Annotated in this window: 23 protein-coding genes and 1 pseudogene; 23 read left to right on the top strand and 1 reads right to left on the bottom strand. The window is 68.1% G+C overall.

The window, feature by feature from the left end; genetic code table 11:
* The first annotated feature begins 305 nt into the window (after positions 1 to 305).
* The 13 genes from GCU53_RS03665 to GCU53_RS03725 all read left to right on the top strand — a co-directional run bounded on the left by GCU53_RS03665 (position 306) and on the right by GCU53_RS03725 (position 12,640).
* Entirely contained in the window at positions 306 to 1,397 is a 1,092-nt protein-coding gene (locus GCU53_RS03665; protein WP_152386417.1) for an acyltransferase family protein, read from the top strand.
* Between the two features lie 319 nt (positions 1,398 to 1,716).
* Positions 1,717 to 2,589: a nitrogenase iron protein gene (gene nifH / locus GCU53_RS03670; protein ID WP_039801084.1), complete on the top strand. Its 873-nt coding sequence runs from the start codon at positions 1,717 to 1,719 to the stop codon at positions 2,587 to 2,589.
* 129 nt (positions 2,590 to 2,718) lie between these two features.
* Positions 2,719 to 2,916, top strand: a complete 198-nt coding sequence (locus GCU53_RS03675) for a ferredoxin (RefSeq protein ID WP_152386418.1) — start codon at positions 2,719 to 2,721, stop codon at positions 2,914 to 2,916.
* A 174-nt stretch (positions 2,917 to 3,090) separates the two neighbouring features.
* The gene (locus tag GCU53_RS03680) at positions 3,091 to 4,641 is read left to right on the top strand and encodes an ATP-binding protein (RefSeq protein ID WP_152386419.1); all 1,551 of its coding nucleotides are present in this window, start codon (positions 3,091 to 3,093) and stop codon (positions 4,639 to 4,641) included.
* Positions 4,642 to 5,082: 441 nt separating this feature from the next.
* The gene (gene vnfD, locus GCU53_RS03685; protein WP_152386420.1) at positions 5,083 to 6,507 is read left to right on the top strand and encodes a nitrogenase vanadium-iron protein, alpha chain; all 1,425 of its coding nucleotides are present in this window, start codon (positions 5,083 to 5,085) and stop codon (positions 6,505 to 6,507) included.
* Positions 6,507 to 6,848, top strand: a complete 342-nt coding sequence (gene vnfG / locus GCU53_RS03690) for a V-containing nitrogenase subunit delta (RefSeq protein WP_152386421.1) — start codon at positions 6,507 to 6,509, stop codon at positions 6,846 to 6,848. The genes vnfD and vnfG overlap by 1 nt, the downstream gene beginning before the upstream one ends.
* A 55-nt stretch (positions 6,849 to 6,903) precedes the next feature.
* A complete protein-coding gene (gene vnfK, locus GCU53_RS03695) occupies positions 6,904 to 8,331 on the top strand; it encodes a V-containing nitrogenase subunit beta (protein WP_152386422.1) in 1,428 nt (475 codons plus the stop codon).
* Positions 8,332 to 8,420: 89 nt separating this feature from the next.
* The gene (locus tag GCU53_RS03700; RefSeq protein ID WP_152386423.1) at positions 8,421 to 9,326 is read left to right on the top strand and encodes a hypothetical protein; all 906 of its coding nucleotides are present in this window, start codon (positions 8,421 to 8,423) and stop codon (positions 9,324 to 9,326) included.
* A gap of 56 nt (positions 9,327 to 9,382) precedes the next feature.
* Positions 9,383 to 9,865 (top strand): NifB/NifX family molybdenum-iron cluster-binding protein, encoded by a 483-nt coding sequence (locus GCU53_RS03705; RefSeq protein ID WP_152386424.1) that lies wholly within the window; start codon positions 9,383 to 9,385, stop codon positions 9,863 to 9,865.
* Positions 9,862 to 10,713: a phosphonate ABC transporter ATP-binding protein gene (locus GCU53_RS03710; RefSeq protein WP_244307036.1), complete on the top strand. Its 852-nt coding sequence runs from the start codon at positions 9,862 to 9,864 to the stop codon at positions 10,711 to 10,713. The genes GCU53_RS03705 and GCU53_RS03710 overlap by 4 nt, the downstream gene beginning before the upstream one ends.
* Positions 10,714 to 10,726: 13 nt before the next feature.
* On the top strand, positions 10,727 to 11,614 hold the full coding sequence (gene phnD / locus GCU53_RS03715) for a phosphate/phosphite/phosphonate ABC transporter substrate-binding protein (protein WP_152386425.1): 888 nt from the start codon (positions 10,727 to 10,729) through the stop codon (positions 11,612 to 11,614).
* On the top strand, positions 11,611 to 12,429 hold the full coding sequence (gene phnE / locus GCU53_RS03720; protein WP_152386426.1) for a phosphonate ABC transporter, permease protein PhnE: 819 nt from the start codon (positions 11,611 to 11,613) through the stop codon (positions 12,427 to 12,429). Before phnD ends, phnE begins: the two co-directional genes overlap by 4 nt.
* Positions 12,430 to 12,442: 13 nt before the next feature.
* On the top strand, positions 12,443 to 12,640 hold the full coding sequence (locus GCU53_RS03725) for a Nif11-like leader peptide family natural product precursor (protein ID WP_152386427.1): 198 nt from the start codon (positions 12,443 to 12,445) through the stop codon (positions 12,638 to 12,640).
* A 170-nt stretch (positions 12,641 to 12,810) separates the two neighbouring features.
* Here the strand turns inward: GCU53_RS03725 and GCU53_RS25910 are convergent, their stop codons facing one another.
* On the bottom strand, positions 12,811 to 13,179 hold the full coding sequence (locus tag GCU53_RS25910; RefSeq protein ID WP_244307038.1) for a hypothetical protein: 369 nt from the start codon (positions 13,177 to 13,179) through the stop codon (positions 12,811 to 12,813).
* Positions 13,180 to 13,575: 396 nt separating this feature from the next.
* Between GCU53_RS25910 and GCU53_RS03735 the strand changes: the two genes are divergently transcribed.
* From GCU53_RS03735 to GCU53_RS03780, 10 genes and pseudogenes are all read left to right on the top strand, one after another.
* Positions 13,576 to 14,595, top strand: a complete 1,020-nt coding sequence (locus tag GCU53_RS03735) for an ABC transporter substrate-binding protein (protein ID WP_244307040.1) — start codon at positions 13,576 to 13,578, stop codon at positions 14,593 to 14,595.
* Positions 14,586 to 15,290 carry a GTP-binding protein gene (locus GCU53_RS03740; RefSeq protein WP_152386429.1) on the top strand — a complete coding sequence of 235 codons (705 nt, stop codon included), beginning with the start codon at positions 14,586 to 14,588 and terminating at the stop codon, positions 15,288 to 15,290. The genes GCU53_RS03735 and GCU53_RS03740 overlap by 10 nt, the downstream gene beginning before the upstream one ends.
* Positions 15,287 to 16,294: an ATP-binding cassette domain-containing protein gene (locus tag GCU53_RS03745; RefSeq protein ID WP_152386430.1), complete on the top strand. Its 1,008-nt coding sequence runs from the start codon at positions 15,287 to 15,289 to the stop codon at positions 16,292 to 16,294. The genes GCU53_RS03740 and GCU53_RS03745 overlap by 4 nt, the downstream gene beginning before the upstream one ends.
* Positions 16,282 to 16,866 (top strand): nitroreductase family protein, encoded by a 585-nt coding sequence (locus GCU53_RS03750; protein ID WP_244307042.1) that lies wholly within the window; start codon positions 16,282 to 16,284, stop codon positions 16,864 to 16,866. The genes GCU53_RS03745 and GCU53_RS03750 overlap by 13 nt, the downstream gene beginning before the upstream one ends.
* Before the next feature lie 4 nt (positions 16,867 to 16,870).
* Complete coding sequence (locus GCU53_RS03755; RefSeq protein WP_244307044.1) at positions 16,871 to 18,001, top strand: glutamate-cysteine ligase family protein; 1,131 nt, start codon at positions 16,871 to 16,873, stop codon at positions 17,999 to 18,001.
* A gap of 361 nt (positions 18,002 to 18,362) precedes the next feature.
* Positions 18,363 to 18,983, top strand: a pseudogene (locus tag GCU53_RS03760) (OprD family outer membrane porin); the annotation flags it as partial.
* A gap of 307 nt (positions 18,984 to 19,290) precedes the next feature.
* A complete protein-coding gene (locus tag GCU53_RS03765; protein WP_152386433.1) occupies positions 19,291 to 20,382 on the top strand; it encodes an LLM class flavin-dependent oxidoreductase in 1,092 nt (363 codons plus the stop codon).
* A gap of 136 nt (positions 20,383 to 20,518) precedes the next feature.
* Complete coding sequence (locus GCU53_RS03770; RefSeq protein ID WP_152386434.1) at positions 20,519 to 21,844, top strand: LLM class flavin-dependent oxidoreductase; 1,326 nt, start codon at positions 20,519 to 20,521, stop codon at positions 21,842 to 21,844.
* Positions 21,845 to 23,023, top strand: a complete 1,179-nt coding sequence (locus tag GCU53_RS03775; protein WP_152386435.1) for an acyl-CoA dehydrogenase family protein — start codon at positions 21,845 to 21,847, stop codon at positions 23,021 to 23,023. It abuts the gene before it with no gap.
* Positions 23,024 to 23,041: 18 nt separating this feature from the next.
* Positions 23,042 to 23,815 (top strand): class II aldolase/adducin family protein, encoded by a 774-nt coding sequence (locus GCU53_RS03780; RefSeq protein ID WP_152386436.1) that lies wholly within the window; start codon positions 23,042 to 23,044, stop codon positions 23,813 to 23,815.

Genomic DNA, 23,815 nt, shown 5'->3' on the forward strand with positions numbered 1-23,815 from the left:
TCCAGGCATTCCGCCGTCAGGCACGCGTACGCTGCCCAGCCAAGGCATCTTGGTCCTGGCCAATATTCATCCCCTCTGGCCGCTTGTTGGGCTGCTGCGAAGAGGCGGCGGGAACAACCTCGGAAACACGGGGTCGTTACGCCGTTCGCCTCTGTCGAACCCGTGGATGGCGAGCAGACAACCAGGTGCCTTCACAAAACGTGGAAACCAGTGCAAAACCCTGGTTTCCGAACACGAACAGATCCCCCAAGGCGGCCCATTTGCCATGGCCGTTCGGGGTCAGCACGACAAGGACCCTTTTGCCTATGCTGGTATCGATCCAGGCACTGCGAGCCTTTGCCGCGTGGCTCGTGGTCTTCCACCACTTCATGCAGGTGTTTTTCGACTTCAAGGCCGACACCCTTGCCGGACACCTGCTTTCCACCCGCGGCCAGGTCGGCGTCGACATCTTCTTCGTCATCAGCGGCTTCGTCATCTACCTCGCCAGCGCCGGCAAGCCGATCGCCTCGAAACGCTTCATACTCGATCGCCTGATCCGCATCGTGCCTGCCTACTGGGTATTCACCCTGCTCACCGCCTCGATCATCTATTTCGACGCGCGCGTCATGCCGGTCTACGCGGTCGATCCGATCACGCTGCTCAAGTCGCTATTGTTCATTCCGGCCCAGAATCCCGGCGGCTTCGGCTTCTACCCGGTCCTGCCGGTGGGCTGGACACTGAACTTCGAGATGATGTTCTACATCCTGTTCGCGCTGGCGCTGTGCGCCGGTCGACGTCATCGGGCCTGGGTCACCGCCCTGCTGGTGCTCGCACTGAGCGGCTGGCTGGCCCATCAATCGTGGGTGTCGAGCTTCTACACCAATCCGGTGATCTACGAGTTCCTCCTCGGCATCGGCCTGGCGGTGATTTACCGCCGCGGCCGGCTACCGGCGCTGTCGGGCCGGATGCTGCTGGCACCCGCGCTGATCGCAGCGAGCGCGACCGCCATGATTCTCTGGTTCGACGACCAGCATCCCTATCGCTGGCTCACCTGGGGTGTCCCCGGCGCGGCGCTGGTCGCCGCCATGATCAGCATGGAACGACTGTTCAACGGCAGTCAGGTGCTCAGGAAGCTCGGCGACTGGTCCTATTCGGTCTACCTGGTGCACATCATCGTGCTGTGGTGCGGCGCCTACCTGCTCGGCCAGCACCTCGACCCCTACCTGATCCTGACGCTCTGCGTGCCGGTGATCACGCTCGGCGCCTGGCTCAGCTTCACCTACATCGAGATGGGCCTTTCCCGCCGCCTCAAACACCGCTTCGGCCTTTCCCGGCCAGTGGCGGCGAACACCGAAGCCATCCCCCCGCGTCTCCCCAACAATGCGGACGAGGACAGCGGAAGCAGCCGGGCCCGGTGACATGCCTGCCATGGAGCGTGCTGGCTCACTCGCCGCACGCCACTTCCCGCGCCAGCCGGCATGAACTCCGGTACCGCACGGAACGGATCGCCGGCCGGCTGTACCTGCAGGTACGCCGCCGGCCGGGGCGACGCAAAATCGCTGCCGGCCGACTTCCAATACACCCCTATTATTCGGCACAGAATCTCGCAAATAACGTTAATACTGGTTTTTTACACTAAAAAACTGGCCATACATGACTTTTAAATCGTGATGGCATCGCCCTTGCTAAATCCTCTGCGACACCAGTCAAACGCCACGAATCAACGGAGGTTCCAAGATGGCATTGCGTCAGTGTGCAATTTACGGCAAGGGTGGCATCGGCAAGTCCACCACCACCCAGAACTTGGTCGCCGCCCTCGCCGAGGCCGGCAAGAAGGTGATGATCGTCGGTTGCGACCCGAAAGCCGACTCCACCCGCCTGATCCTGCATTCCAAGGCCCAGAACACCGTCATGGAGATGGCCGCATCCGCCGGCTCGGTGGAGGACCTCGAGCTGGAAGACGTGCTGCAGATCGGCTACGGCGGCGTCAAGTGCGTCGAGTCCGGCGGTCCTGAGCCGGGCGTCGGCTGTGCCGGCCGCGGCGTGATCACCGCGATCAACTTCCTGGAAGAGGAAGGCGCCTACAGCGACGACCTGGACTTCGTGTTCTACGACGTGCTGGGCGACGTGGTGTGCGGCGGCTTCGCCATGCCGATCCGCGAGAACAAGGCCCAGGAAATCTATATCGTCTGCTCCGGCGAGATGATGGCCATGTATGCCGCCAACAACATCGCCAAGGGCATCGTGAAATACGCCCACTCCGGCAGCGTGCGTCTGGGCGGGCTGATCTGCAACAGCCGCAAGACCGACCGCGAAGACGAGCTGATCATGGCTCTGGCCGCGAAGATCGGCACCCAGATGATCCACTTCGTGCCGCGCGACAACGTCGTGCAGCACGCCGAAATCCGCCGCATGACCGTGATCGAATACGATCCGAAAGCCAAGCAGGCCGACGAGTACCGCGCCCTGGCCCAGAAGATCCTCAACAACAAGCTGCTGGTCATCCCGAACCCGGCGAGCATGGAAGATCTCGAAGAGCTGCTGATGGAGTTCGGCATCATGGAAGCCGAAGACGAGTCCATCGTCGGCAAGGCCGCCGCCGAAGGCTGATCCAGCCGGCGCAGTGTTTGCGGAGGAGCGTGCGTCGCGGGCTGTCCGGAATGGCTTCTCGCGGCCGGCGGCGCACGCCGCCCTCCCTTTTGAATCGCCCCGAATTCTCCAACCTCAGGAGCTGACCCTATGGCCATGGCCATCGACGGCTACGAATGCACCGTCTGCGGCGACTGCAAGCCGGTCTGCCCGACCGGCTCGATCGCGCTCCAGAACGGTAGCTACGTGATCGACGCCGACAGCTGCAACGAGTGCGCCGATGCAGGCGAGCCGCGCTGCCTCGGTGTCTGTCCCGTGGATTTCTGCATCCGGCCGCTCGATGACTGAAGACTGAACGAGCCCGCACCCGCTTGCCGGCGACAGAGCATCCCGCGCCGCTCTGCCACCGGGTCCCAAACGGCGATCGCTTTCCTCAGGGGCGATCGCCGTTTTTTCTCTTCGATGACGCACCCTTTCGGGCGGCTACAATCGCAGCACACCCCACCACGGTACTGCCTGCCCATGTCCCGCAAGAAGCTGCCCATCGGCATCCAGACCTTCGCCAAGATCCGCGAAGACGACGACTACTACTACGTCGACAAGACCGGCTTCGCCCTGCAACTGATCGAGCAGGGCACGCACTACTTCCTCTCCCGGCCGCGGCGCTTCGGCAAGAGCCTGTTCCTCGACACCCTGGCCGAGCTGTTCGCCGGCAACGAGCCGCTGTTCCGCGGGCTGCAGGTGCATGACCGCTGGGACTGGAGCCGGCGCCATCCGGTGCTGCGGATCAGCTTCGGCGGCGGGGTGATTCGCGATGCGCAGGACCTGGAGGGCAAGATCGCCGAGCTGCTGACGATCAACGAGCAGGCCCTGGGCATCGCCTGTACGCAGCGCGAGAACCGTGCCCGCTTCGGCGAGCTGATCCGTCAGGCGCATGCCGCCGGCGGCGAGCGGGTGGTGGTGCTGGTCGACGAGTACGACAAGCCGATCCTCGACAACCTCACCCGCCCGGAGATCGCCCGCGAGATCCGCGACGGGCTGCGCAACCTGTACTCGGTGATCAAGGATTCCGACGCGCACATCCACTTCGCCATGCTCACCGGGGTGTCGAAGTTCAGCAAGGTCAGCCTGTTCTCCGGGCTGAACAACCTCGACGACATCAGCGTCGACGGCCGCTATTCGGCGCTCTGCGGCTACACCGAGACGGACGTGGATACGGTGTTCGCCCCCGAGCTGCCGGGCCTCGACCGCGACGAGATCCGTGCCTGGTACAACGGCTACAACTGGACCGGCGAGGCGGTCTACAACCCTTTCGACCTGCTGCTGCTATTCCAGAAGCGCGAGTTCCGCCCCTACTGGTTCGAGACGGGCACGCCGACCTTCCTGGTTGACCTGCTCATCGAGCGGCGGGCCTTCGCCCCGGCCCTCGAACAGGTCATGGCCACCGACGCGCTGCTCTCGGCCTTCGAGGTCGGCGATATTTCCACCGAGGCACTGATGTTCCAAGCCGGCTACCTGACCATCGGCCAGGTGCAGCGCATCGGCGCGCAACCGCGCTACCGGCTGCGCTATCCGAACCTCGAAGTGAAGGCCAGCCTCAACGAGGCGCTGCTGCTGCGCTACCTGCCGGAGCCCGCCAGCGTGATGCGCCAGACCGGGCAGCTCTACGACCTGCTGCTGGCCAACGACTTTCCCAGCCTGCAGGCACTGTTCACCGCCTTCTTCGCCAGCATTCCCCACGACTGGTACCGCAACAATCCCATCGCCCGGTACGAAGGCTATTACGCCAGCGTGTTCTACAGCCACTTCGCCGCGCTGGGCCTGGATGTCCGCCTGGAAGACGCGACCAGCCATGGCCGCATCGACATGGCGGTGCTGTTCAACGGTCATGTCTACCTGTTCGAATTCAAGGTGGTCGAGCTGGCGCCCGCCGGACAGGCACTGCAACAGCTCAAGGACCGGGGCTACGCCGACAAGTACCGCGCCCGCGGCGAGCCCATCCATCTGCTCGGCGTGGAGTTCAGCCGCGACAGCCGCAGCGTGGTGGGGTTCGTGGTGGAGAGCCTGGACTGATTTGCCGGGTGAGATGATCGCTCTCAAACTCCTGCGTGGGAGCGTCCCTCCCCGAGCTCCCACGCGGGAGCCCGAGAACCATCCCTCGCTTTCCAACCCCCCACGCACCTCGACGTACAGACCCCGAACGCTCCGTACTTGGCCGAACGAAAAACCTTTCGCGCATTCCGCCTGCCGTCCGCGCAAGTGCTGCAAACGCGGAAAAAATGCCCGAAAAGCCCCCGCGCAGCACCTTTCGGCCGTGCCGAAATAAATCCACAAGTCATTGATTAAAAAGAACTAATCAGGGCGCTCGGCGGGCGAACGGAAAATTCCCGCAAGCACAGCAAGGGCATCTGGCACGCATCCTGCCATTACCTCCTCGCCAACCGGTTTTTCCGGTCCCGATCGGGCACCGCTCAGGGTGCTCGATCCCTGCATTGAGCCGAGGAGACTTCAACCATGCCAATGGTATTGCTGGAATGTGACAAGGACATACCCGAGCGCCAGAAACACATCTATCTGAAGGCGCCCAACGAGGACACCCGCGAGTTCCTGCCGATCGCCAACGCGGCGACCATCCCCGGCACCCTGTCCGAACGCGGCTGCGCCTTCTGCGGCGCCAAGCTGGTGATCGGCGGCGTGCTCAAAGACACCATCCAGATGATTCACGGCCCGCTCGGCTGTGCCTACGACACCTGGCACACCAAGCGCTACCCGACCGACAACGGCCACTTCAACATGAAGTACGTCTGGTCGACCGACATGAAGGAAAGCCACGTGGTCTTCGGCGGCGAGAAGCGCCTCGAGAAGAGCATGCACGAAGCCTTCGACGAGATGCCGGACATCAAGCGGATGATCGTCTACACGACCTGCCCGACCGCGCTGATCGGCGACGACATCAAGGCGGTGGCCAAGAAGGTGATGAAGGACCGTCCCGACGTGGACGTCTTCACCGTCGAGTGCCCCGGCTTCTCCGGCGTGTCCCAGTCCAAGGGCCACCACGTTTTGAACATCGGCTGGATCAACGAGAAGGTCGAGACGATGGAGAAGGAGATCACCAGCGAATACACCATGAACTTCATCGGTGACTTCAACATTCAAGGTGATACCCAGCTGCTGCAGACCTACTGGGACCGCCTGGGCATCCAGGTCGTCGCCCACTTCACCGGCAACGGCACCTACGACGACCTGCGCTGCATGCACCAGGCCCAGCTCAACGTGGTGAACTGCGCGCGCTCCTCCGGCTACATCGCCAACGAGCTGAAGAAGCGCTACGGCATCCCGCGCCTGGACATCGACTCCTGGGGCTTCAACTACATGGCCGAGGGCATCCGCAAGATCTGCGCCTTCTTCGGCATCGAGGAGAAGGGCGAGGCGCTGATCGCCGAGGAATACGCCAAGTGGAAGCCGAAGCTCGACTGGTACAAGGAGCGCCTGCAGGGCAAGAAAATGGCGATCTGGACCGGCGGCCCGCGCCTGTGGCACTGGACCAAGTCGGTCGAGGACGACTTGGGCGTGCAGGTGGTGGCCATGTCCTCCAAGTTCGGCCATGAGGAAGACTTCGAGAAGGTCATCGCCCGCGGCAAGGAAGGCACCTACTACATCGACGACGGCAACGAGCTGGAATTCTTCGAGATCATCGACCTGGTCAAGCCGGACGTGATCTTCACAGGTCCCCGCGTCGGCGAATTGGTCAAGAAGCTGCACATCCCCTACGTCAACGGCCACGGCTACCACAACGGCCCGTATATGGGCTTCGAGGGCTTCGTCAACCTGGCCCGCGACATGTACAACGCCGTGCACAACCCGCTGCGCCACCTGGCCGCCGTGGACATCCGCGACAAGTCGCAGACCACGCCGATCATCGTGCGGGGGGCCGCCTGATGAGCCAGTCCCGTCTCGACGATCTGTTCGCCTATGTCGAGGAGCGCTGCCTGTGGCAGTTCTTCTCGCGCACCTGGGACCGCGAGGAAAACATCGAGGGCGTGCTCAACCAGGTCTGCCGCCTGCTGACCGGCCAGGAGCCGCTGCGCGGCACCCCGCAGGAGCGCCTGTTCTACGCCGACGCCCTGGCCATGGCCAACGACGTGCGCGAGCGCTTCCCCTGGGCTTCGCAGGTCAACAAGGAAGAGATCGCCTTTCTGATCGACGGCCTCAAGTCCCGTCTGGTCGACGTGACCATCACCCGCTCGACCAACCGCGAACTCAACCACCACCTCTACTGAGTCACCGGCGCACAGACGGCCGGACGGCCGTCTGCGCGCACGAAGGAGCCATTTCATGAGCAATTGCGAGCTGACCGTCCTCAAGCCGGCGGAAGTCAAGCTGTCCCCGCGCGACCGCGAGGGCATCATCAACCCGATGTACGACTGCCAGCCCGCTGGCGCCCAGTACGCCGGCATCGGCATCAAGGACTGCATCCCGCTGGTCCACGGCGGCCAGGGCTGCACGATGTTCGTCCGCCTGCTGTTCGCCCAGCACTTCAAGGAAAACTTCGACGTCGCCTCCACCTCGCTGCACGAGGAGTCGGCGGTGTTCGGCGGCGCCAAGCGCGTCGAGGAAGGCGTGCTGGTCCTGGCCCGCCGCTACCCGAACCTGCGGGTGATCCCGATCATCACCACCTGTTCCACCGAGGTCATCGGCGACGACATCGAGGGCACCATCAACGTCTGCAACCGGGCGCTCGCCACCGAGTTCCCGGAGCGCAAGATCCATCTGGCGCCGGTGCACACCCCGAGCTTCAAGGGCAGCCACGTCACCGGCTACGCCGAGTGCGTGAAGTCGGTGTTCAAGACCATCACCGACGCGCACGGCAAGGGCCAGCCGAGCGGCAAGCTCAACGTCTTCCCGGGCTGGGTCAACCCCGGCGACGTGGTGCTGCTCAAGCGCTACTTCAAGGAAATGGGCGTCGACGCCAACATCTACATGGACACCGAGGACTTCGACTCGCCGATGCTGCCGAACAAGAGCATCGAGACCCATGGCCGCACCACCGTCGAGGACATCGCCGACAGCGCCAACGCCCTGGGCACCCTGGCCCTGGCCCGCTACGAAGGCGCCACCACCGGCGACCTGCTGCAGAAGACCTTCCAGGTGCCGAACCACCTGGTGAACACCCCGTACGGCATCAAGAACACCGACGACATGCTGCGCAAGATCGCCGAGGTCACCGGCAAGGAGATCCCCGAGTCGCTGGTCAAGGAGCGCGGCATCGCCCTCGACGCCCTGGCCGACCTGGCGCACATGTTCTTCGCCAACAAGAAGGTGGCGATCTTCGGCCATCCGGACCTGGTGCTCGGCCTGGCCCAGTTCTGCATGGAAGTGGAGCTGGAACCGGTGCTGCTGCTGATCGGCGACGACCAGGGCAACAAGTACAAGAAGGACCCGCGCATCGAGGAGCTGAAGAACACCGCGCACTTCGACATCGAGATCGTCCACAACGCCGACCTCTGGGAGCTGGAAAAGCGCATCAACAGCGGCCTGCAGCTCGACCTGATCATGGGCCACTCGAAGGGCCGCTACGTCGCCATCGAAGCCAACATCCCGATGGTCCGCGTCGGCTTCCCGACCTTCGACCGCGCCGGCCTCTACCGCAAGCCGACCATCGGCTACCAGGGCGCCATGGAGCTCGGCGAGATGATCGCCAACGCCATGTTCGCCCACATGGAATACACCCGTAACAAGGAGTGGATCCTCAACACCTGGTGAGTTGCCAGCCCCGCGGCGGCCCCCTGCTTCGGCAGGGGCCTCCGCCCCGTATTCCACTCCGGCCGCCATGCCGCCTTCGGGAGAGAGCCATGAAACAGCGACAGGAAATGGTCGCCCACTACCGCGCGTGCTTCGGCGAGCTGTGCGCCCGACCGGAACACCGCCCCATCGAACCCTACACCCGCCCGCGGCGCCTGAACTTCGCCGAGCCGGAAAGCGAAACCGCCCGCCGCGTGCCGGCCCGCCTGATCCTGGCCCTGACCAGCGCCTACGCCCTGCTCGCCGACTGGCAGGAATCCCGCGACCCGTCGCTCGCCGGCCTCGGCAGCTGGCAACGCTACCTCGCCCTGCCCCGCCGCACCCCGGCGGAGAAGCTGATGGCCGAGGTCTTCCGCATCCTGCGCGTGTTCCGCGCCGCGGCGATCCAGCAGAACGGCGCCATCGAGATCCGCGACGACGGCCTGATCCGCGCCAGCTGCACCTACAACCGCTGCGCGCTGAGCCTTTTGATCAGCCAGACCGGCCTCGAACTGCTCGCCGCCTGCGTCGCCTGCTACCTCGAATCCTTCGACCAGCCCTACAGCGACGCCTACGAGGAACTGCTGCTCGGCCAGTACTACGCCGACATCGTCGCCGAGATCCGCGCCTTCGCCGACGACGACCGGGTGCTGTTCCAGTTCCGCCACACATGCTGGTTCAACCGCCATGTCCGCCTGGACTGCGACAACCCGCGCCTGCAGCTCGAAGAGGACCGCCACTACCGCATCGACCTGGGCAAGTACGGCGAGAACGCCGCCCGCCACCCGATCGACTTCTACATCACCCTCGACGACCGCCTGTACATCGTGCCGGTCGAGGCCCTGAAAGCCGGCTGCATCGCCGTCGCCGAGCTGCCCCGCTGGCTGGCGCGCACCGACGGCGGGACGAAGCTGCCGGACGCCTTTCGCCTGCGCTTCGCCCACGAAAAGAACGTCGTCGGCCTGCCGATGACCTGAACCCCGCGCGCCGGGCCGCGCCCGGCGCCCGCCCGAGCCACCCGGAGGACACGGACATGAACGAGATCGGCCATCTGAAGATCGCCATCACCAGCAACGACCTGCTGCAGGTCGACGCCAACTTCGCCACCGCCAGGCAGATCGTCATCTACGACGTCACCTACGACGAGGCCAACTTCCTCGACGTCGTGCAGTTCAAGGGCGGTGGCAAGGGCGGCGACGGCAAGCGCGGCCCCGGCGGCGGCGGCGGTTGCTCCATGGGCGACCCGACCGGCGGCGCCTCGGTCGACCAGATCCAGCTGCGCGTCGACGCCATGCAAGGCTGCGCCGTGCTCTTCACCCTCGCCCTCAGCGACTTCGCCGCGGTCAAGGTGAAGAACGCCGGGGTCTTCCCGGTGAAGATGCAGCACCCCCGCGAGATCGACGAGGTGGTCGCGCACCTGCAGCGGATGATGCAGAACAATCCGCCGCTGTGGCTGCGCAAGGCGCTGGGCTACGGGGTGCGCAATCCCGACTACCTGATCGAGCGCGAAGCATGAGCGGCATCTACCAGTTGCCTCTCGAGCGCGCCCTGGCCCCGGCCTCCGACGCCGGGCGCAGCACGCCGGCGGCGTCCACAGATGGCTCGCCGGTGCTGCTGCGGCTCGACCGGGTGTCGATCGAGCGCAGCGGCAAGCGCATCCTCGAAGGCCTCGATCTCGACATCCGCCGCGGCAGCATCACCGCCATCGTCGGCCCCTCGGGGATCGGCAAGAGCACCCTGCTGGCCACCCTCAACGGCCTGCTGCCGCCCGCTTCCGGCACCCTCAGCGTGGACGGCATCGGCCGCCTGCAGACCCCGGCCAGCCTGCTCGCCCACCGGCGCAGCAGCGCCACGGTGTTCCAGGAACATGCGCTGATCGCCCGCCTGTCGGCGCTCGACAACGTGCTGCTCGGCCTCGCCGACCGCCGCCATCCGTTGTCGCCGCTGCCCTGGCCGCGGGCGATGCGCGAGCAGGCCCTCGCCGCCCTCGCCGAGGTCGGCCTGCTCGGCAAGGCCCTCGACCCGGTCGCCCGGCTCAGCGGCGGCGAGCGCCAGCGCGTCGGCATCGCCCGCGCCCTGGTGCGCAAGCCGCGCCTGCTGCTCGCCGACGAGCCGTTCGCCTCGGTCGATCCGGCCCTCGCCGAACGCCTGGCCGGCGAATTCCGCCGGCTGGTGCGCGACCACGCGCTGACCCTGGTGATCGTCCTGCACCAGCTCGACCTGGCCCGCCGGCTGGCCGAGCGCATCGTTGGCCTGGCCGACGGCCGCATCGCCTTCGACGGCCCGCCGTCGCGCTTCGACGCCGCCGCCCAGGCGCGCCTGTTCCCCCTGCATCCGGCCCCGGAGCCCACCCGCCCCCAGTAGAAGGAAACGCCCCATGACCCGACTGCTCGAACGCCTGCGCCCGCTGTTCGCCGCGCTGCTCCTGCCGGCCGCCCTCGCCGCCCACGCCGACGATGCGGCCCTGCCGAAGAAGCTGACCATCGGCCTGCTGCCCGGCGAGTCCGCGCCCACCGTGATGCGCCTCAACGAACCGCTGCGCGCGCACCTGGAAAAGACCCTCGGCATGCCCGTCGACCTGACCGTCGGCGCCAACTACGCGGCGACCGGCGAGGCGCTGCGCTTCGGGCGCATCGACATCGCCTACCTCGGCCCGGTGACCTACATCCTGCAGAACCAGCGCGCCAGGCTCGAACCCTTCGCCCGCCCGAGCCACGCCCAGGTCGGCCCGACCTTCCAGGCGGTGCTGATCGTTCCGGCCGACAGCCCGGCGCGCAGCGTCCAGGACCTGCGCGGCCAGGACGTCGCCTTCGGCGATCCGGCCTCCACCTCGGGCACCTGGGTGCCGCGCTGGATGCTGGCCGACGCCGGCCTGGTCTCCGGACGCGATTACAGCCTGCGCGTGCTCGGCGCCCACGATGCGGTCGCGCTGGCCGTCGCCGGCAAGAAGGTCGCCGCCGGCGGCCTGTCCAAACCGATCTACGAACGCCTGATCAGGGAAGGCAAGCTCGACGCCGCCAAGGTGCGCGTGCTGGCCGACTCGCCGGCGATCCCCGAATACATGTGGATCTTCCGCGAGGGCCTGGCCCCGGAGTTGAAGGAGAAGATCCGCCGCGCTTTCTTCACCCTCGACGATCCGGCCGCATTGGGCGTGTTCCGCGCCGAGGCCTTCATTCCGGCTGCCAACGCCGATGTCGACCCGGTGCGCGAGTGGATCTCGGTGGTCGAGCGCGAGCATCCCGAAGCCGTGACGGTGAAGCCATGAATGCCGCGTTCGCAGAGCGCCAGGCCCTGCTGAAGGCGACGGCGCAGCGCGCCTGGCTGTCGCGCCTGCTGCTCATCCTCGGCCTGGGCGTGGTGCTGCTGGCCACCCGCTACACCGGCGCGCTCGATGCCGAGCGCTACCGCGAGCTGCTGCCGACCCTCTGGACGCTGGCCGGCGACGCCTGGCCGCCGGCGTTCGAGCGCTGGGAGCACTGGAGCAAGCCGCTGCTCGACACCCTGACCATGAGCGTCGCCGGCACCGTCGGCGGCATCCTCGCCGCCCTGCCGCTCGGCGCCCTGGCGGCCGGCGGCCAGGCGCCCGCGCCGCTGCGCCAGCTGGTCCTGCTGCTGCTCAACGCCATCCGCTCGATCCCCAGCCTGGTGTGGGGCATCCTGTTCGTCGCCGCGGTGGGCTTCGGCCCGCTGCCCGGCGTGCTGGCGCTGGCCACCCACTCCACCGGCATGCTCGGCAAGTTCTTCGCCGAGACCTTCGAGCACGTCGACCGCGCCCCGGTGGACGCGCTGCGCAGTCAGGGCGTCCCGGTGCTCGGCGTGCTGCGCTTCGGCGTGCTGCCGCAGGTGCTGCCGCGGCTGGTCGATGTCGCCCTCTACCGCTGGGAACACAACATCCGCGCCGCCACCACCCTGGGCGCGATCGGCGCCGGCGGCCTGGGGCTGGAGATCGTCACCGCCTTCCACCTCTTCGAATACCGCGAGGCCCTGGCCCTGATCGCCGTCCTGCTGGCACTGGTCAGCCTCGTCAACCTGCTCGGCGCGCAGATCCGCCGCCGTTTCCTCGACTCCACCACCGCTTAAGGAGGCATTTCCGATGAGTGTCGAATCCGCCAAGGCCTACATCAACCGCATGCGCAGCGACGAAGCGTTCAAGAACCTGGTCAACGAAGGCGCGGAAGACGAACAGGCGAGCTGGGCGCTGCTCAAGGAGCACGGCTTCGCGTTCAGCATGAACGAGTTCCGCCAGGCCCAGGACGAGATCTACGCCGAGCACGGCATCACTCCCCTCTGAGTTACCAACCCTGCGACTGCAACTTTGCGTCGACCGGGCTCCCTGCCGGTCGGCGCCTTTTTCCATTCAGCGGTACATCCCTCGAGCTCGACGCCCTGCGCAAGGCGCCGCCGGTCGATCCGATCCGGCAGCGGCAAGGCCCTCCGGGCGCGCTTTCAGACGCTCCCGCCTCAAGCGCGGATGCCCCCCTCCAGCAGCACGCGCTCCAGATCCCCGGCCGCCTCGACGATGGTCCGGAAGTTCTGCTGCGCCTCCTCGTCCCGGGGGTTGGCCCGCTCGATCCAGGCGCGCGCCTGGGTCAGGGCGTGGCGGGCCTCCTCCTCGGCCTTGCCCAGCAGGGTCGCGCTGCCCAGCTTGCGCGCGCCGACCAGGCGGCGGGTGGCGTTGACGATGCCGCGTGACTTCATGGTGTATTCCTCATGGCGGATGGATGCGCCGGGGACGATGCCAGCGCCGTGCCAGAAGCCCTTGGCCGCCGCCGGCCGGGCCGCGGCTGCCGGCGGCGCCTGCCCAAGGGTTCGCGCCGGTACGTCTGCCACGGCGAAATGTTCGGCGGCGAACACTTCCCATGCCACCCCTTCCCGACCCGAACGCCCGCAGCCCCGATACGGCGCGGCCTCGGCCACGCCCGTGCCGGCTGGCCCGAATCTCGCTAAAGCCAGTCCGTGGGATGGAAAACCCGTACAGCGACTCTCCGCCGGTCAGCGCCACTGGTGGGAAAGACCTGCGGTCGTTTCCCACCCGGACCAAGCCCGCCGTAGGGTGGGAAACTCGCGCAGCGATTTTCCACCGACCGGAGCACCACCGGTGGGAAAGGCCTGCGGCCGTTTCCCACCCTACGGATCGCCCAGCCGTAGGGTGAAAACGCGCAAAGCGATTTTCCACCGACCGGGGCACCCACGGACCAGACGACCCGCCGGAGCAAGGAGATCAGCGTGACGACACCGCAGCACATCACCGCCAATGCCGGCCAGTTGGACCTGCTCGGGCGCATGCCGATTCCGCTGCGTCGGGCCTTCAAGGCCGGTATCGACCGAACCCTGGCGGCGCAGCGCGCAGCCGGAGGCCCGGCCCTGAACTGCTGCTGCCTGGGCGGCGGCGAGTGGTACAGCCCGTTCGACACCCTGGCCAGCGAGCGCGATCCGGCGCGCCTGCCGGGCCTGCTGGTCTCGACCATCTACCAGGACATCCTCGCTCCGGGCCTGCTCGCCCGCTACGCCCCCGGCCCCGACGCCCGGCCCCTGCCCGCACTGCATCCGGCCTGCGCGGCGGCCGGCCTCGCCGACCCGCAGGAAGCCTTCCGGGTGTTCTCGGTGATTCCCTTCGTCTGGCTGATCGACCAGCGCCGGCTCAAGGGCCGCCGGCCGCCGCGTGTCTGGAGCGATCTGCTCGATCCGCAATGGGCCGGGGAGATCGTCTTCGGCGGCTGGCGGCCGAATCCGCAGGTGCCCTATCAGGACTACAACGCCTACCTGTTGCTGGCGCTGTATCTGGAGTTCGGCCAGAGCGGCCTCGCCGCCTTCGCCGGCAACGTGCGCCGCCTGCAGCACAACGTGCGCACCGCGACCCAGGCCGGCTCGAACAGTCCGGACGTCGGCGCCATCGCCGTGCTGCCCTGGCTGCAGGCCGAGCTCTGCCCGCGCCGCGAGCGCACCGCGGTGCTCTGGCCGGAGGACGGCGCGCTGGCCATGCCGATCGGCTACCTGCTCAAGCCCGGCTGCGAGGAACGCCTCGCCCCGCTCATCGACTACCTGCACGGCGCGGAGCTCGGCGCCGTGCTCGCCCACAACTGCTATCCACCGACCGGCACGGCGCCGGCCAATGCCTTTCCGCCGGGCGCGCGGCTGAAGTGGCCGGGCTGGGAGTTCTTCCGCAACCACGACTTCGCCGCCGAACAGCGCCGCGCCGCCGAGCTGTTCTTCGCCGCCCAAGGAGGCCTGCGCCCATGCAACTGATCACCGTGGCCGGCTCGCCGTCGGTCGGCAAGACCTCGGTCATCCTCCAGGTCGCCAGACTGCTCAGGGAGGACGGCCTCGCCGTCGGGGTGGCCAAGTTCGACGCCCTGTCCAGCGACGACGGGCGCCTCTACGCCAGGCACGGCATCCCGGTGGCGGTCGGCCTGGCCGGCGCCCTCTGCCCGGACCACTACTTCGTCTCCAACATCGCCGACTGCCAGGCCTGGGGCCGGCGCCAGGGCCTCGACGTGCTGATCGGCGAGAGCGCCGGGCTGTGCAACCGCTGCTCGCCGCACATCGACGGCGTGCTGGCGATCTGCGTGGTCGACGCCCTGGCCGGGGTGCACACGCCGAAGAAGATCGGCCCGATGCTGCGCCTGGCCGACCTGGTGGCGATCACCAAGGGCGACATCGTCTCCCAGGTCGAGCGCGAGGTGTTCGCCTTCCACGTGCGCCTGGCCAACCCCGGTGCGCCGGCGCTGTTCTGCAACGGCCTCACCGGCCAGGGCGCCGCCGACCTGGCCCGGCACATCCGCGCCGCCGCGCCGACGCCGGACCTGAACGGCAGCCGCCTGCGCTTCTCGATGCCGGCGGCGGTCTGCCCCTACTGCGTCGGCGAGACCGCCATCGGCGAGACCCACCAGCGCGGCAACGTGAAGAAGATGCGCTTCGCCGACCGGGAGGAGCCCCGATGAGCCTCGCCGAGCTGCCCTTCGCCCTGCTGTTGGAGCGCCATCCGGCGCTGGCCGAATTCGTCGCCGCCCTCGCCCTGCCGCCCGCCACGCCCGGCGCCAGCCTTGCCCAGTGGCTAACCGGACTGCCCGACGAGGCGCTGTTCGACGCCGGCATGCAGCGCGCCCAGTTGCTCGATCACCTGGAGCGGCTGGTCGCCGAGGTGCGCGCCCTGGCCGAGGCGCCGGACGCGCGGGTCGACAGCCTCACGCTGCTCGGCGGGCGCGACAAGCACGGCCGCGCCGAGAACCGCGAGCTGGTCTTTCGCGCCGGCGAGATCGTCTGCATCGTCGGCCCGACCGGCTCGGGCAAGAGCCGCCTGCTTGCCGACATCGAGTGCCTGGCCCAGGGCGATACGCCGACCGGCCGCCGGGTGCTGGTCAACGGTGCCGCACCGCCGGCCGAGCGGCGCTACGCGCCGGACCGCAAGCTGGTCGCGCAGTTGTCGCAGAACATGAATTTCGTCGTCGACCTCAGCGTGCGCGAGCTGATCGAGATGCACGCGCGCTGCCGGATGATCGCCGACCCGGAAGGCATGGCGCGCACGGTGATCGCCTGCGCCAATGCCCTGACCGGCGAGAAGTTCGCCGCCGACAGCGCCGTCACCCAGCTCTCCGGCGGCCAGACGCGCGCCCTGATGATCGCCGACGCGGCGCTGCTGTCGGCCTCGCCGGTGGTGCTGATCGACGAGATCGAGAACGCCGGGGTCGACCGCAAGCGCGCCCTCGACCTCTTGGTCGGCGGCGCCAAGATCGTGCTGATCTCCACCCACGACCCGCTGCTCGCCCTGCGCGGCGCGCGTCGGCTGGTGATCCGCAACGGCGGCATCGCCGAGGTGCTCGACACCAGCCCGGCCGAGCGCCGCACCCTGGAATGCATCGAGCGCCTCGACGCCGCCCTGATGGGCATCCGCGAACGGCTGCGCGCCGGCCTGCGCATCGAGGAGGAACTGCCATGGGCGGAATGACCCCGATTCCCGCCCCGGACTCCGCCCTGGGCCTGCTGCTCAACCGCCGCTCCTGCCACCGCGTGCGCGCGCCCGGGCCGAGCGACGCGGAGCTCGCGCTGATCCTGCGCGCCGCGCTGCGCGTGCCAGACTTTCAACACCTGCGCCCCTACCGCTTTCTCGCCGCCCGCGACGCGGGCCTGGATCGCCTGGGCCGGGCCATGCAGCGCGCCGCCGTGGCCGCCGGGCGCAGCGAGGCGGAGATCGCCCGCACCCCGCGCATGCCGCACCGCGCGCCGCTGGTGATCACCGTGGTGGCCAGCCCGCGGCCGAGCGAGGTGGTGCCGCTGTTCGACCAGCAGCTGTGCGCCGCCTGCAGCGTGCTGACCCTGCAACTGGCTGCCCGCGCCCTGGGCTACGGCGGCCTGTGGCGCTCGGGCTGGCTGATGTACGACCGCGGCTTCCACCGCGAGCTGGGACTGGGCGAAGACGAACAGATCGTCGGCTTCCTCTATCTGGGAACGCCGCAACACGCCGAGGAGACAACCCATGAGGCTGTGCCAGACCCCTACGACGTCCTCCGCTGGATCTAGGTCGATGCCGGCCGTGGACTACGGCATCGAATTCGAATACCTGCTGATCGATATCCGCGGCCCGCAGGCCGGACGCCTGCGCGACATCCACGCCCTGGACGTCGCCCGGCTCGCCGAGCTGCTGGCCGACAAGCCCGGCCTCGGCGATCCGGCGCTGGCCGAGGGCGACCAGGGCATCCGCAGCGGCTATTGGTACCTGGAAGGCGACGAGCGCTTCGACCCGGAGGGGCGCTTCTGCGGCTTCGTCGCCAAGGGCGTGGAGATCCGCACCCCGCCCTTGCCCGGCGTCGCGCCCGCCATCGACAGCCTGCTCGACATCGAGCGCCAGCTCGCCGCGCGCCTCGAGCGCGGCGGCCTGGGCCTGGCCATCGCCGGCTTCGACCCGCTGCGCACCCAGTACGGCTACAACCCGCCGCTCAACGCCTTCGAGCAGCGCCTGCGCGCCGGGGACCGCGAGTACCAGGGCATGGAGCTGTCGATGCTGACCTACGGCCCGGACATCAACCTGTCGCTGCCCGCCTGGAACACCCGGCGCAACCTCGACGCCGCGCGCAAGCTCAACCACTACGCGCCCTACATCGTGCCCTTCAGCTTCAGCTCGCCGTACTGCGCCGGGCGGCCCTGGCACGGCTGGTCGCGGCGCACCTGGCTGCGCTGCGACCGGCGCCCGGCGGTCAAGCTGTTCCTGGGGCTCGAGGAGTACGCCGAGCAGGCCGAGCGCTCGCCGCTGCTGCGTCCGGCGCGGCTGGCGCGGGAAGCCGGGCGCATCGAGTTCAAGGCCTTCGATGCGATGCCCTCGGTGGAGCTGCTCGCCGCCTGCTGCCACCTGCTGACCGGCATCTGCCTGGCGAGCAACCTGCGCGGGCGCAGCGAAACCCCGGACGTGGCGCTGTACCGTCGCGCCGCGCTGCATGCCTTCGACGACGCAAAGATCCGCAACGGCGCCCGCGCCGCCCTGTACGCCGCCGCCGAGGCCCTCGACCGCGCTGGCAACGCCACCGCCGTCGCCGGCCTCGCGCCCCTGGCCCGGCTGCTGTCGAGCCGCAGCACCCCGGCTCACGGTCTGCGCGCCAGCGGCCGGCTGTTCCATCCGGGCGGGCTGGTCGACAGCCTGGCGCCGGCGGCGGCCTGCTGAGCGGTCCGCGGGGCATCCGTTCACTGGCGGGGGCTACGGCCGGTGCAAAAAGCGCGGTTGTCGACCTATCCACCCCGCCCGATATTTTGCATCGCAAAAAAATCTGAGCACACCTTTAGGATTCCCGTCTATCCTGATCAAGTGTGTCTCGCATGAGTACCATTTGCCCTCCTCCCGGAGGGCTTTTTTTGCTTCGCACAAACACGTAAGCCTTCGCCTACAAAAGATTGAGCGCTTTCCCGATTTGCTCGAGGCGGCGGCCTCGGTAGATTGAATTCCACAGCGACGTCGAAGGATCGATACAGCTGCCAAGGATGGAAGCAACAGGGAACAGTCGCAGGATGCGACCTCCATCAGGAAGATGGGCAGACGGAAGAGAAGAGTCGGGAAGCGGCGAGGCCAACCCCTCGCCGCTTTCTTTTGCGCGAAGAAAAAGCGGCTCGGCAATTTCCATCATCAGGGGGCTGCCGGCTTCGTCGACGACGCCAAGGGCACCCTGACCCTGCGCAACTTCTTCATCAACCGCGACTTCAAGGGCGACAACGCCACCCGCGGCAAGGCCGAGGAGTGGACCCAGAACTTCATCCTCGATTTCAGGTCCGGCTACACCGAGGGCCCGCTCGGCTTCGGCGTCGACGTGCTCGGTCTCTATTCGCAGAAGCTCGACGGCGGCAAGGGCACCGGCGGCACCCAGCTGCTGCCGCTCGGCCGCGACGGTAAGCCGGCCGACCACTCCGGCAAGATGAAGCTCTCCGAAACCGAGCTGCGCGTCGGCGAGTGGTACCTGGTACTGCCGATCCTGCGCGCCGACAATGGCCGCTCGCTGCCGCAGACCTTCCAGGGCTCGATGCTCACCTCGCAGGACATCAGGAACCTGACTCTCTACGCCGGCCATATCACCGGCAACAGCCCGCGTGACGACCGCAGCATGGAGGACATGACGCTGTTCGGCACCAGCCCCTACACCAGCGATCGCAAGTCCGACGACTACAACTTCGCCGCCATCGGCGTGTCGGGGCTGACCTTCATGACCCGCTACATCAGCGGCCACAACATCCACGTCGGCGCCGTTTGATGGCTCCCACGCTCCAGCGTGGGAGCCTAGGGCCAGGCGCTCCGGCGCCGCCTCACATTCACTTTTAGCATATTAGAATATGCAAAAAATGAATTTCCATCATCTAAATCAGCTCTGTAGCCTTCTAAGTAACCAGCCGGACAAGATCCTTTTCTTATAAGAGACGAACAGGCTCTTGTCCTATCCAACCCTCGCACAGGCAGGAGCCCGGCACATGAGCGTTCAGATTCTCGGCATGATCGGCCATCGACTTTCCTCGGAAACCATCGCCCCGGTGGGTCCGGTGTTCGACAAGAACTACATCCGCAACTTCGCCCAGGCCCACGAGAACGCCGGCTTCGACCGCATCCTGGTCGGCTACTGGTCCGATCAGCCCGACGGCTTCCTGGTCACCGCCCTAGCCGGCCTGTCCACCAGCCGCATCGGCCTGCTGCTGGCGCACCGCCCGGGCTTCGTCGCGCCGACCCTGGCCGCGCGCAAGCTGGCGACCCTCGACCAGCTGCTCGACGGCCGCCTGGCGCTGAACGTGATCAGCGGCGGCAGCGACACCGAGCAGCGCAAGGACGGCGACTTTCTCGACCACGACCGGCGCTATGCACGCACCGACGAGTTCCTCGAGGTGGTGCGCAAGACCTGGACCGCCGGGCAGCCGTTCGACCACCAGGGCGAGTTCTATCAGGTCGAGCAGGCGTTCTCGGCGGTCAAGAGCGAGCAGAAGCCGCACCTGCCGGTGTATTTCAGCGGCGCCTCGGAGGCGGCGATCCGCGTCGCCGGCAAGCACGCCGACGTCTACATGCTGTGGGGCGAATCCCTGCAGCAGACCCGCGAACTGGTCGAGAGGGTGCGCGCCGAAGCCGCCAAACACGGCCGCCACATCGAGTTCAGTGTGTCCTTCCGGCCGATCGTCGCCGCCACCGAGGACGCCGCCTGGGCCAAGGCCGAGGTCATCCTGAGCCGCGCCCGCGCGCGCCATGAAGTGGCCCGCCCGGAACTCTCCCTCAAGCCGGAAAGCATCGGCGCCCAGCGCCTGCGCGCCACCGTGGCCCAGGGCGAGCGGGTCGACAAGCGCCTGTGGACCGGCATCGCCGGACTGGTCGGCGGCGGGCACAACTCCACCGCGCTGGTCGGCACCCCCGAACAGGTCGCCGACGCCCTGATCGACTACTACGACCTGGGCATCCGCAACATCCTGATCCGCGGCTTCGACCCGCTCAACGACGCCGTCGACTACGGCCGCGAGCTGATCCCGCTGATCCGCGCCAAGGCGGCCGAACGCGACCTGCAAAACAGCGCCCGCCGCGCCTGACCCTCTCCCACGCCGCACCATCCGGCGCGACCGCACCAGCGGAGCGCTCCACACCCTTTTGTGGAGACCGCTTGATGACCGATCCGCTGCTCGCCCCGGCGAGCCTCCTTCCCCTGCCCGACCGCGAGACCGACCGATGAGCCGCCAGATCCACCTGGCCGGCTTCCTGCTCGCCGGCCCCGTCGTCCACAGCCATGCCGTCTGGCGCCACCCGGACACCCTCGGCGACTACCTCGATCCCGAGTACTACGCGCGCAGCGCCCGGGTGCTGGAGGAAGGCCTGTTCGACCTGCTGTTCTTCGCCGACCGCTTCGCCATCGGCGACCAGCTGGGCGGCTCCCGCGAACTCGCGCTGCGCTACGGCGCCCAGGACGCCACCCGCCTCGACCCGCTGCCGATCCTCTCCTACCTGGTCGGCCAGACGCGCCGGCTCGGCCTCGGCGTCACCCGCTCCACCACCTACTACGAGCCGGCCCACGTGGCCCGCTCGCTGGCCACCCTCGACCACCTGTCGCGCGGACGCGCCGCCTGGAACATCGTCACCTCGATGAACGACAACGAGGGCCGGCTGTTCGGCAAGGACCGCCACCTGGAGCACGACCTGCGCTACGACCGCGCCGACGAGTTCGTCGAGGTCGCCCTGAAGCTGTGGAGCAGCTGGGCGCCGGGCGCGCTCAAGCTCGACCGCGAACGGGGCATCCTCGCCGATCCGGCCGGGGTCCGCGACGTCGCCCACCGGGGCGAGTGGTTCAAGGTCGAAGGTCCGCTGAACATCCCGCGCAGCCCGCAGGGCCGCCCGCTGCTGATCCAGGCCGGCTCCAGCGGCCGCGGCCGGCGTTTCGGCGCGCGCTGGGCCGAGGCGATCTTCAGCATCCATGGCAACCTGCCCGCCATGCGCGCCTTCCGCGACGACGTGCGCCGGCAGGTGGTCGCCCAGGGCCGGGCGGCGGACCAGTGCAAGGTGCTCACCGCGGTGATGCCCTTCATCGGCGGCAGCGAGGCCGAGGCGCGCGCCAGGCGCGACCGTCACAACGCCCTGGCGCGTCCGGAGATCGGTCTGGCGACCCTGGCCGCCCAGCTCAACTTCGACTTTTCCGCCTACCACCTCGATACCCGCCTGGAAGCGATCGCCGCACAGCCCGGAACGCCGCCGGCGGTGGCCGAGAAGCTGCGCTCGCTGGGTGCCTCGCTGAGCCTCGGCGAACTCGCGCAAAGCTTCGCCAGCAGCGTGCGCGTGCCGCAGCTGGTGGGTACCGGCGTGCAGATCGCCGAACAGCTGGCGGAGATCTTCAACGCCGGCGGCTGCGACGGCTTCGTGATCTCCCCCGGCTACCTGCCGGGCTCCTTCGCCGAATTCGCCGAGAGCGTGGTGCCGCACCTGCAGCGCCTGGGTCTCTACCGCCGCGCCTACGAGGGCGCGACCCTGCGCGAACACCTGGGCCTCGGCCCCCTGGAGGCCTGAATGGGCACCCCCAAAACTTCCGAGGACTGGCTGGCGCTGGCCCGCGAGATCGGCGAGGAATTCACCCGCGACATCGCCCGCCGCACCCGCACCCGCGAACGCCCCGACACCCAGCTGCGGCGCCTCAAGGACAGCGGCCTGACCAACCTGGCGATCCCCCGCGAGCTGGGCGGCGCCGGCCAGCGCTGGTCGCTGATCGTCCGCACCATCCGCGAACTGGCCGCCGGCGACGGCTCGGTCGGCATGCTCTACGGCTACCACCAGCTCAACGTGGTCAACCTGCGCCGCGAGCCGCAGCCGCGCCGCGACCGCCTGCTGGCGGAAATCGCCGAACGCCGGCTGTGGCTGGCCGGGGTGGTCAACCCGCGCGACGACGACATCCTCGCCACGCCGGACGGCGAGGGTTTCCGCCTCGACGGCCGCAAGGGCTTCTGCAGCGGCGCGGCCTTCGCCGACCTGCTCAGCGTCAGCGCGCGGCATGCCCGCGACGGCCAGCGGCTGATGGCGCTGATCCCCGCCGATCGTCCCGGCCTGCACTACGCCGACGACTGGGACCACTTCGGCGTGGAGCGCAGCGACAGCGGCAGTTTCGTCCTCAGCGAGGTGCGCGCCGAGCCCGGCGAAGTCATCGCCAACGACCTGGAGGACGGCGACGACTTCTCCGCGGTGATCCGCACCCCGGTCAACCAGTCCGCCTTCACCCAGTTCTACCTCGGCAACGCCCTCGGCGCGCTGCGCGCGGCGCGCGCCTACGTGCACAGCGAGGGCCGCGCCTGGCTGCACGCCAGGGTCGACAAGGCCCATCAGGACCCACTGCTGGTCAGCCAGTTCGGCGAGCTGTGGATCGCCCTGCAGGGCGCCATCGCCCTGGCCGACCGCGCTGCGCTCAAGGTCGACGAACTGCTCGCCGCGGACGAGGCCTTCAGCGCCGAGCTGCGCGGCGAGGCCGCCGTCGAGGTGGCCAGCGCCAAGGTGCTCGCCGCCCGCACCGCGCTCGACGTCACCAGCCGGGTGTTCGAGGTGATGGGCGCGCGCGCCACCCACAACCGCTACGCCTTCGACCGCTTCTGGCGCGACACGCGCACCCACAGCCTGCACGATCCGCTCGCCCACAAGCTGCTGGAAGTCGGCGAATACGCCCTGAACGGCCAGTACCCGCCGGTGCGGGCCTACACCTGAAGACAAGGAGAGAACTTCATGAACGCCATCACCCGGATCGCCTCCGTCAAGGAGCGCGTCGGCGCCGCCGAATGGGAGGCCCGCGTCAAGCTGGCCGCCACCTACCGCCTGGCCGCTCGGTTGCGCTGGACCGACCACATCTACACCCACTTCTCGGTGCGGGTGCCGGGGCCGGACCGGCATTTCCTGATCAACCCCTACGGCCTGGCCTTCGACGAGATCACCGCCTCCAGCCTGGTCAAGGTGGACATCGACGGCACCCTGCTCGACGACCCCACGGGCCTCGGCATCAACCGCGCCGGCTATGTGATCCACAGCGCCATCCACGGCGCCCGCGAGCACACCCACGCGGTGCTGCACACCCACACCACGGCCGGCATCGGCGTATCGGCACAGCAGGACGGCCTGCTGATGATTTCCCAGCACGCCATGCGCTTCCACAAGCGCCTGGCCTACCACGAGTACGAAGGCATCGCCCTGGACCTGGACGAGCAGCAGCGGCTGATCGCCGACCTCGGCGAGCACGACGCTCTGATCCTGCGCAACCATGGCCTGCTCACCAGCGGCCGGACCATCGAGGAAGCCTTCTACAACCTCTATTTTCTGGAGCGCGCCTGCGCCGCCCAACTGGCCGCGCAATCCGGCGGCGCGGCACTGCGCTTCCCCTCCGAGGCGGTGGCGGAAAAGGCCGCGCGGGGGTTCGAGCTCGCCATCGCCCAGGGCCGCCCGCAATCCCACTGGGACGCCTACCTGCGCCAGCTCGAGCGCGACGATCCGGGTTTCGCTCTCTGA

This window comes from Azotobacter salinestris, from assembly GCF_009363155.1.
GTDB classification, from domain to species: Bacteria; Pseudomonadota; Gammaproteobacteria; order Pseudomonadales; family Pseudomonadaceae; genus Azotobacter; species Azotobacter salinestris.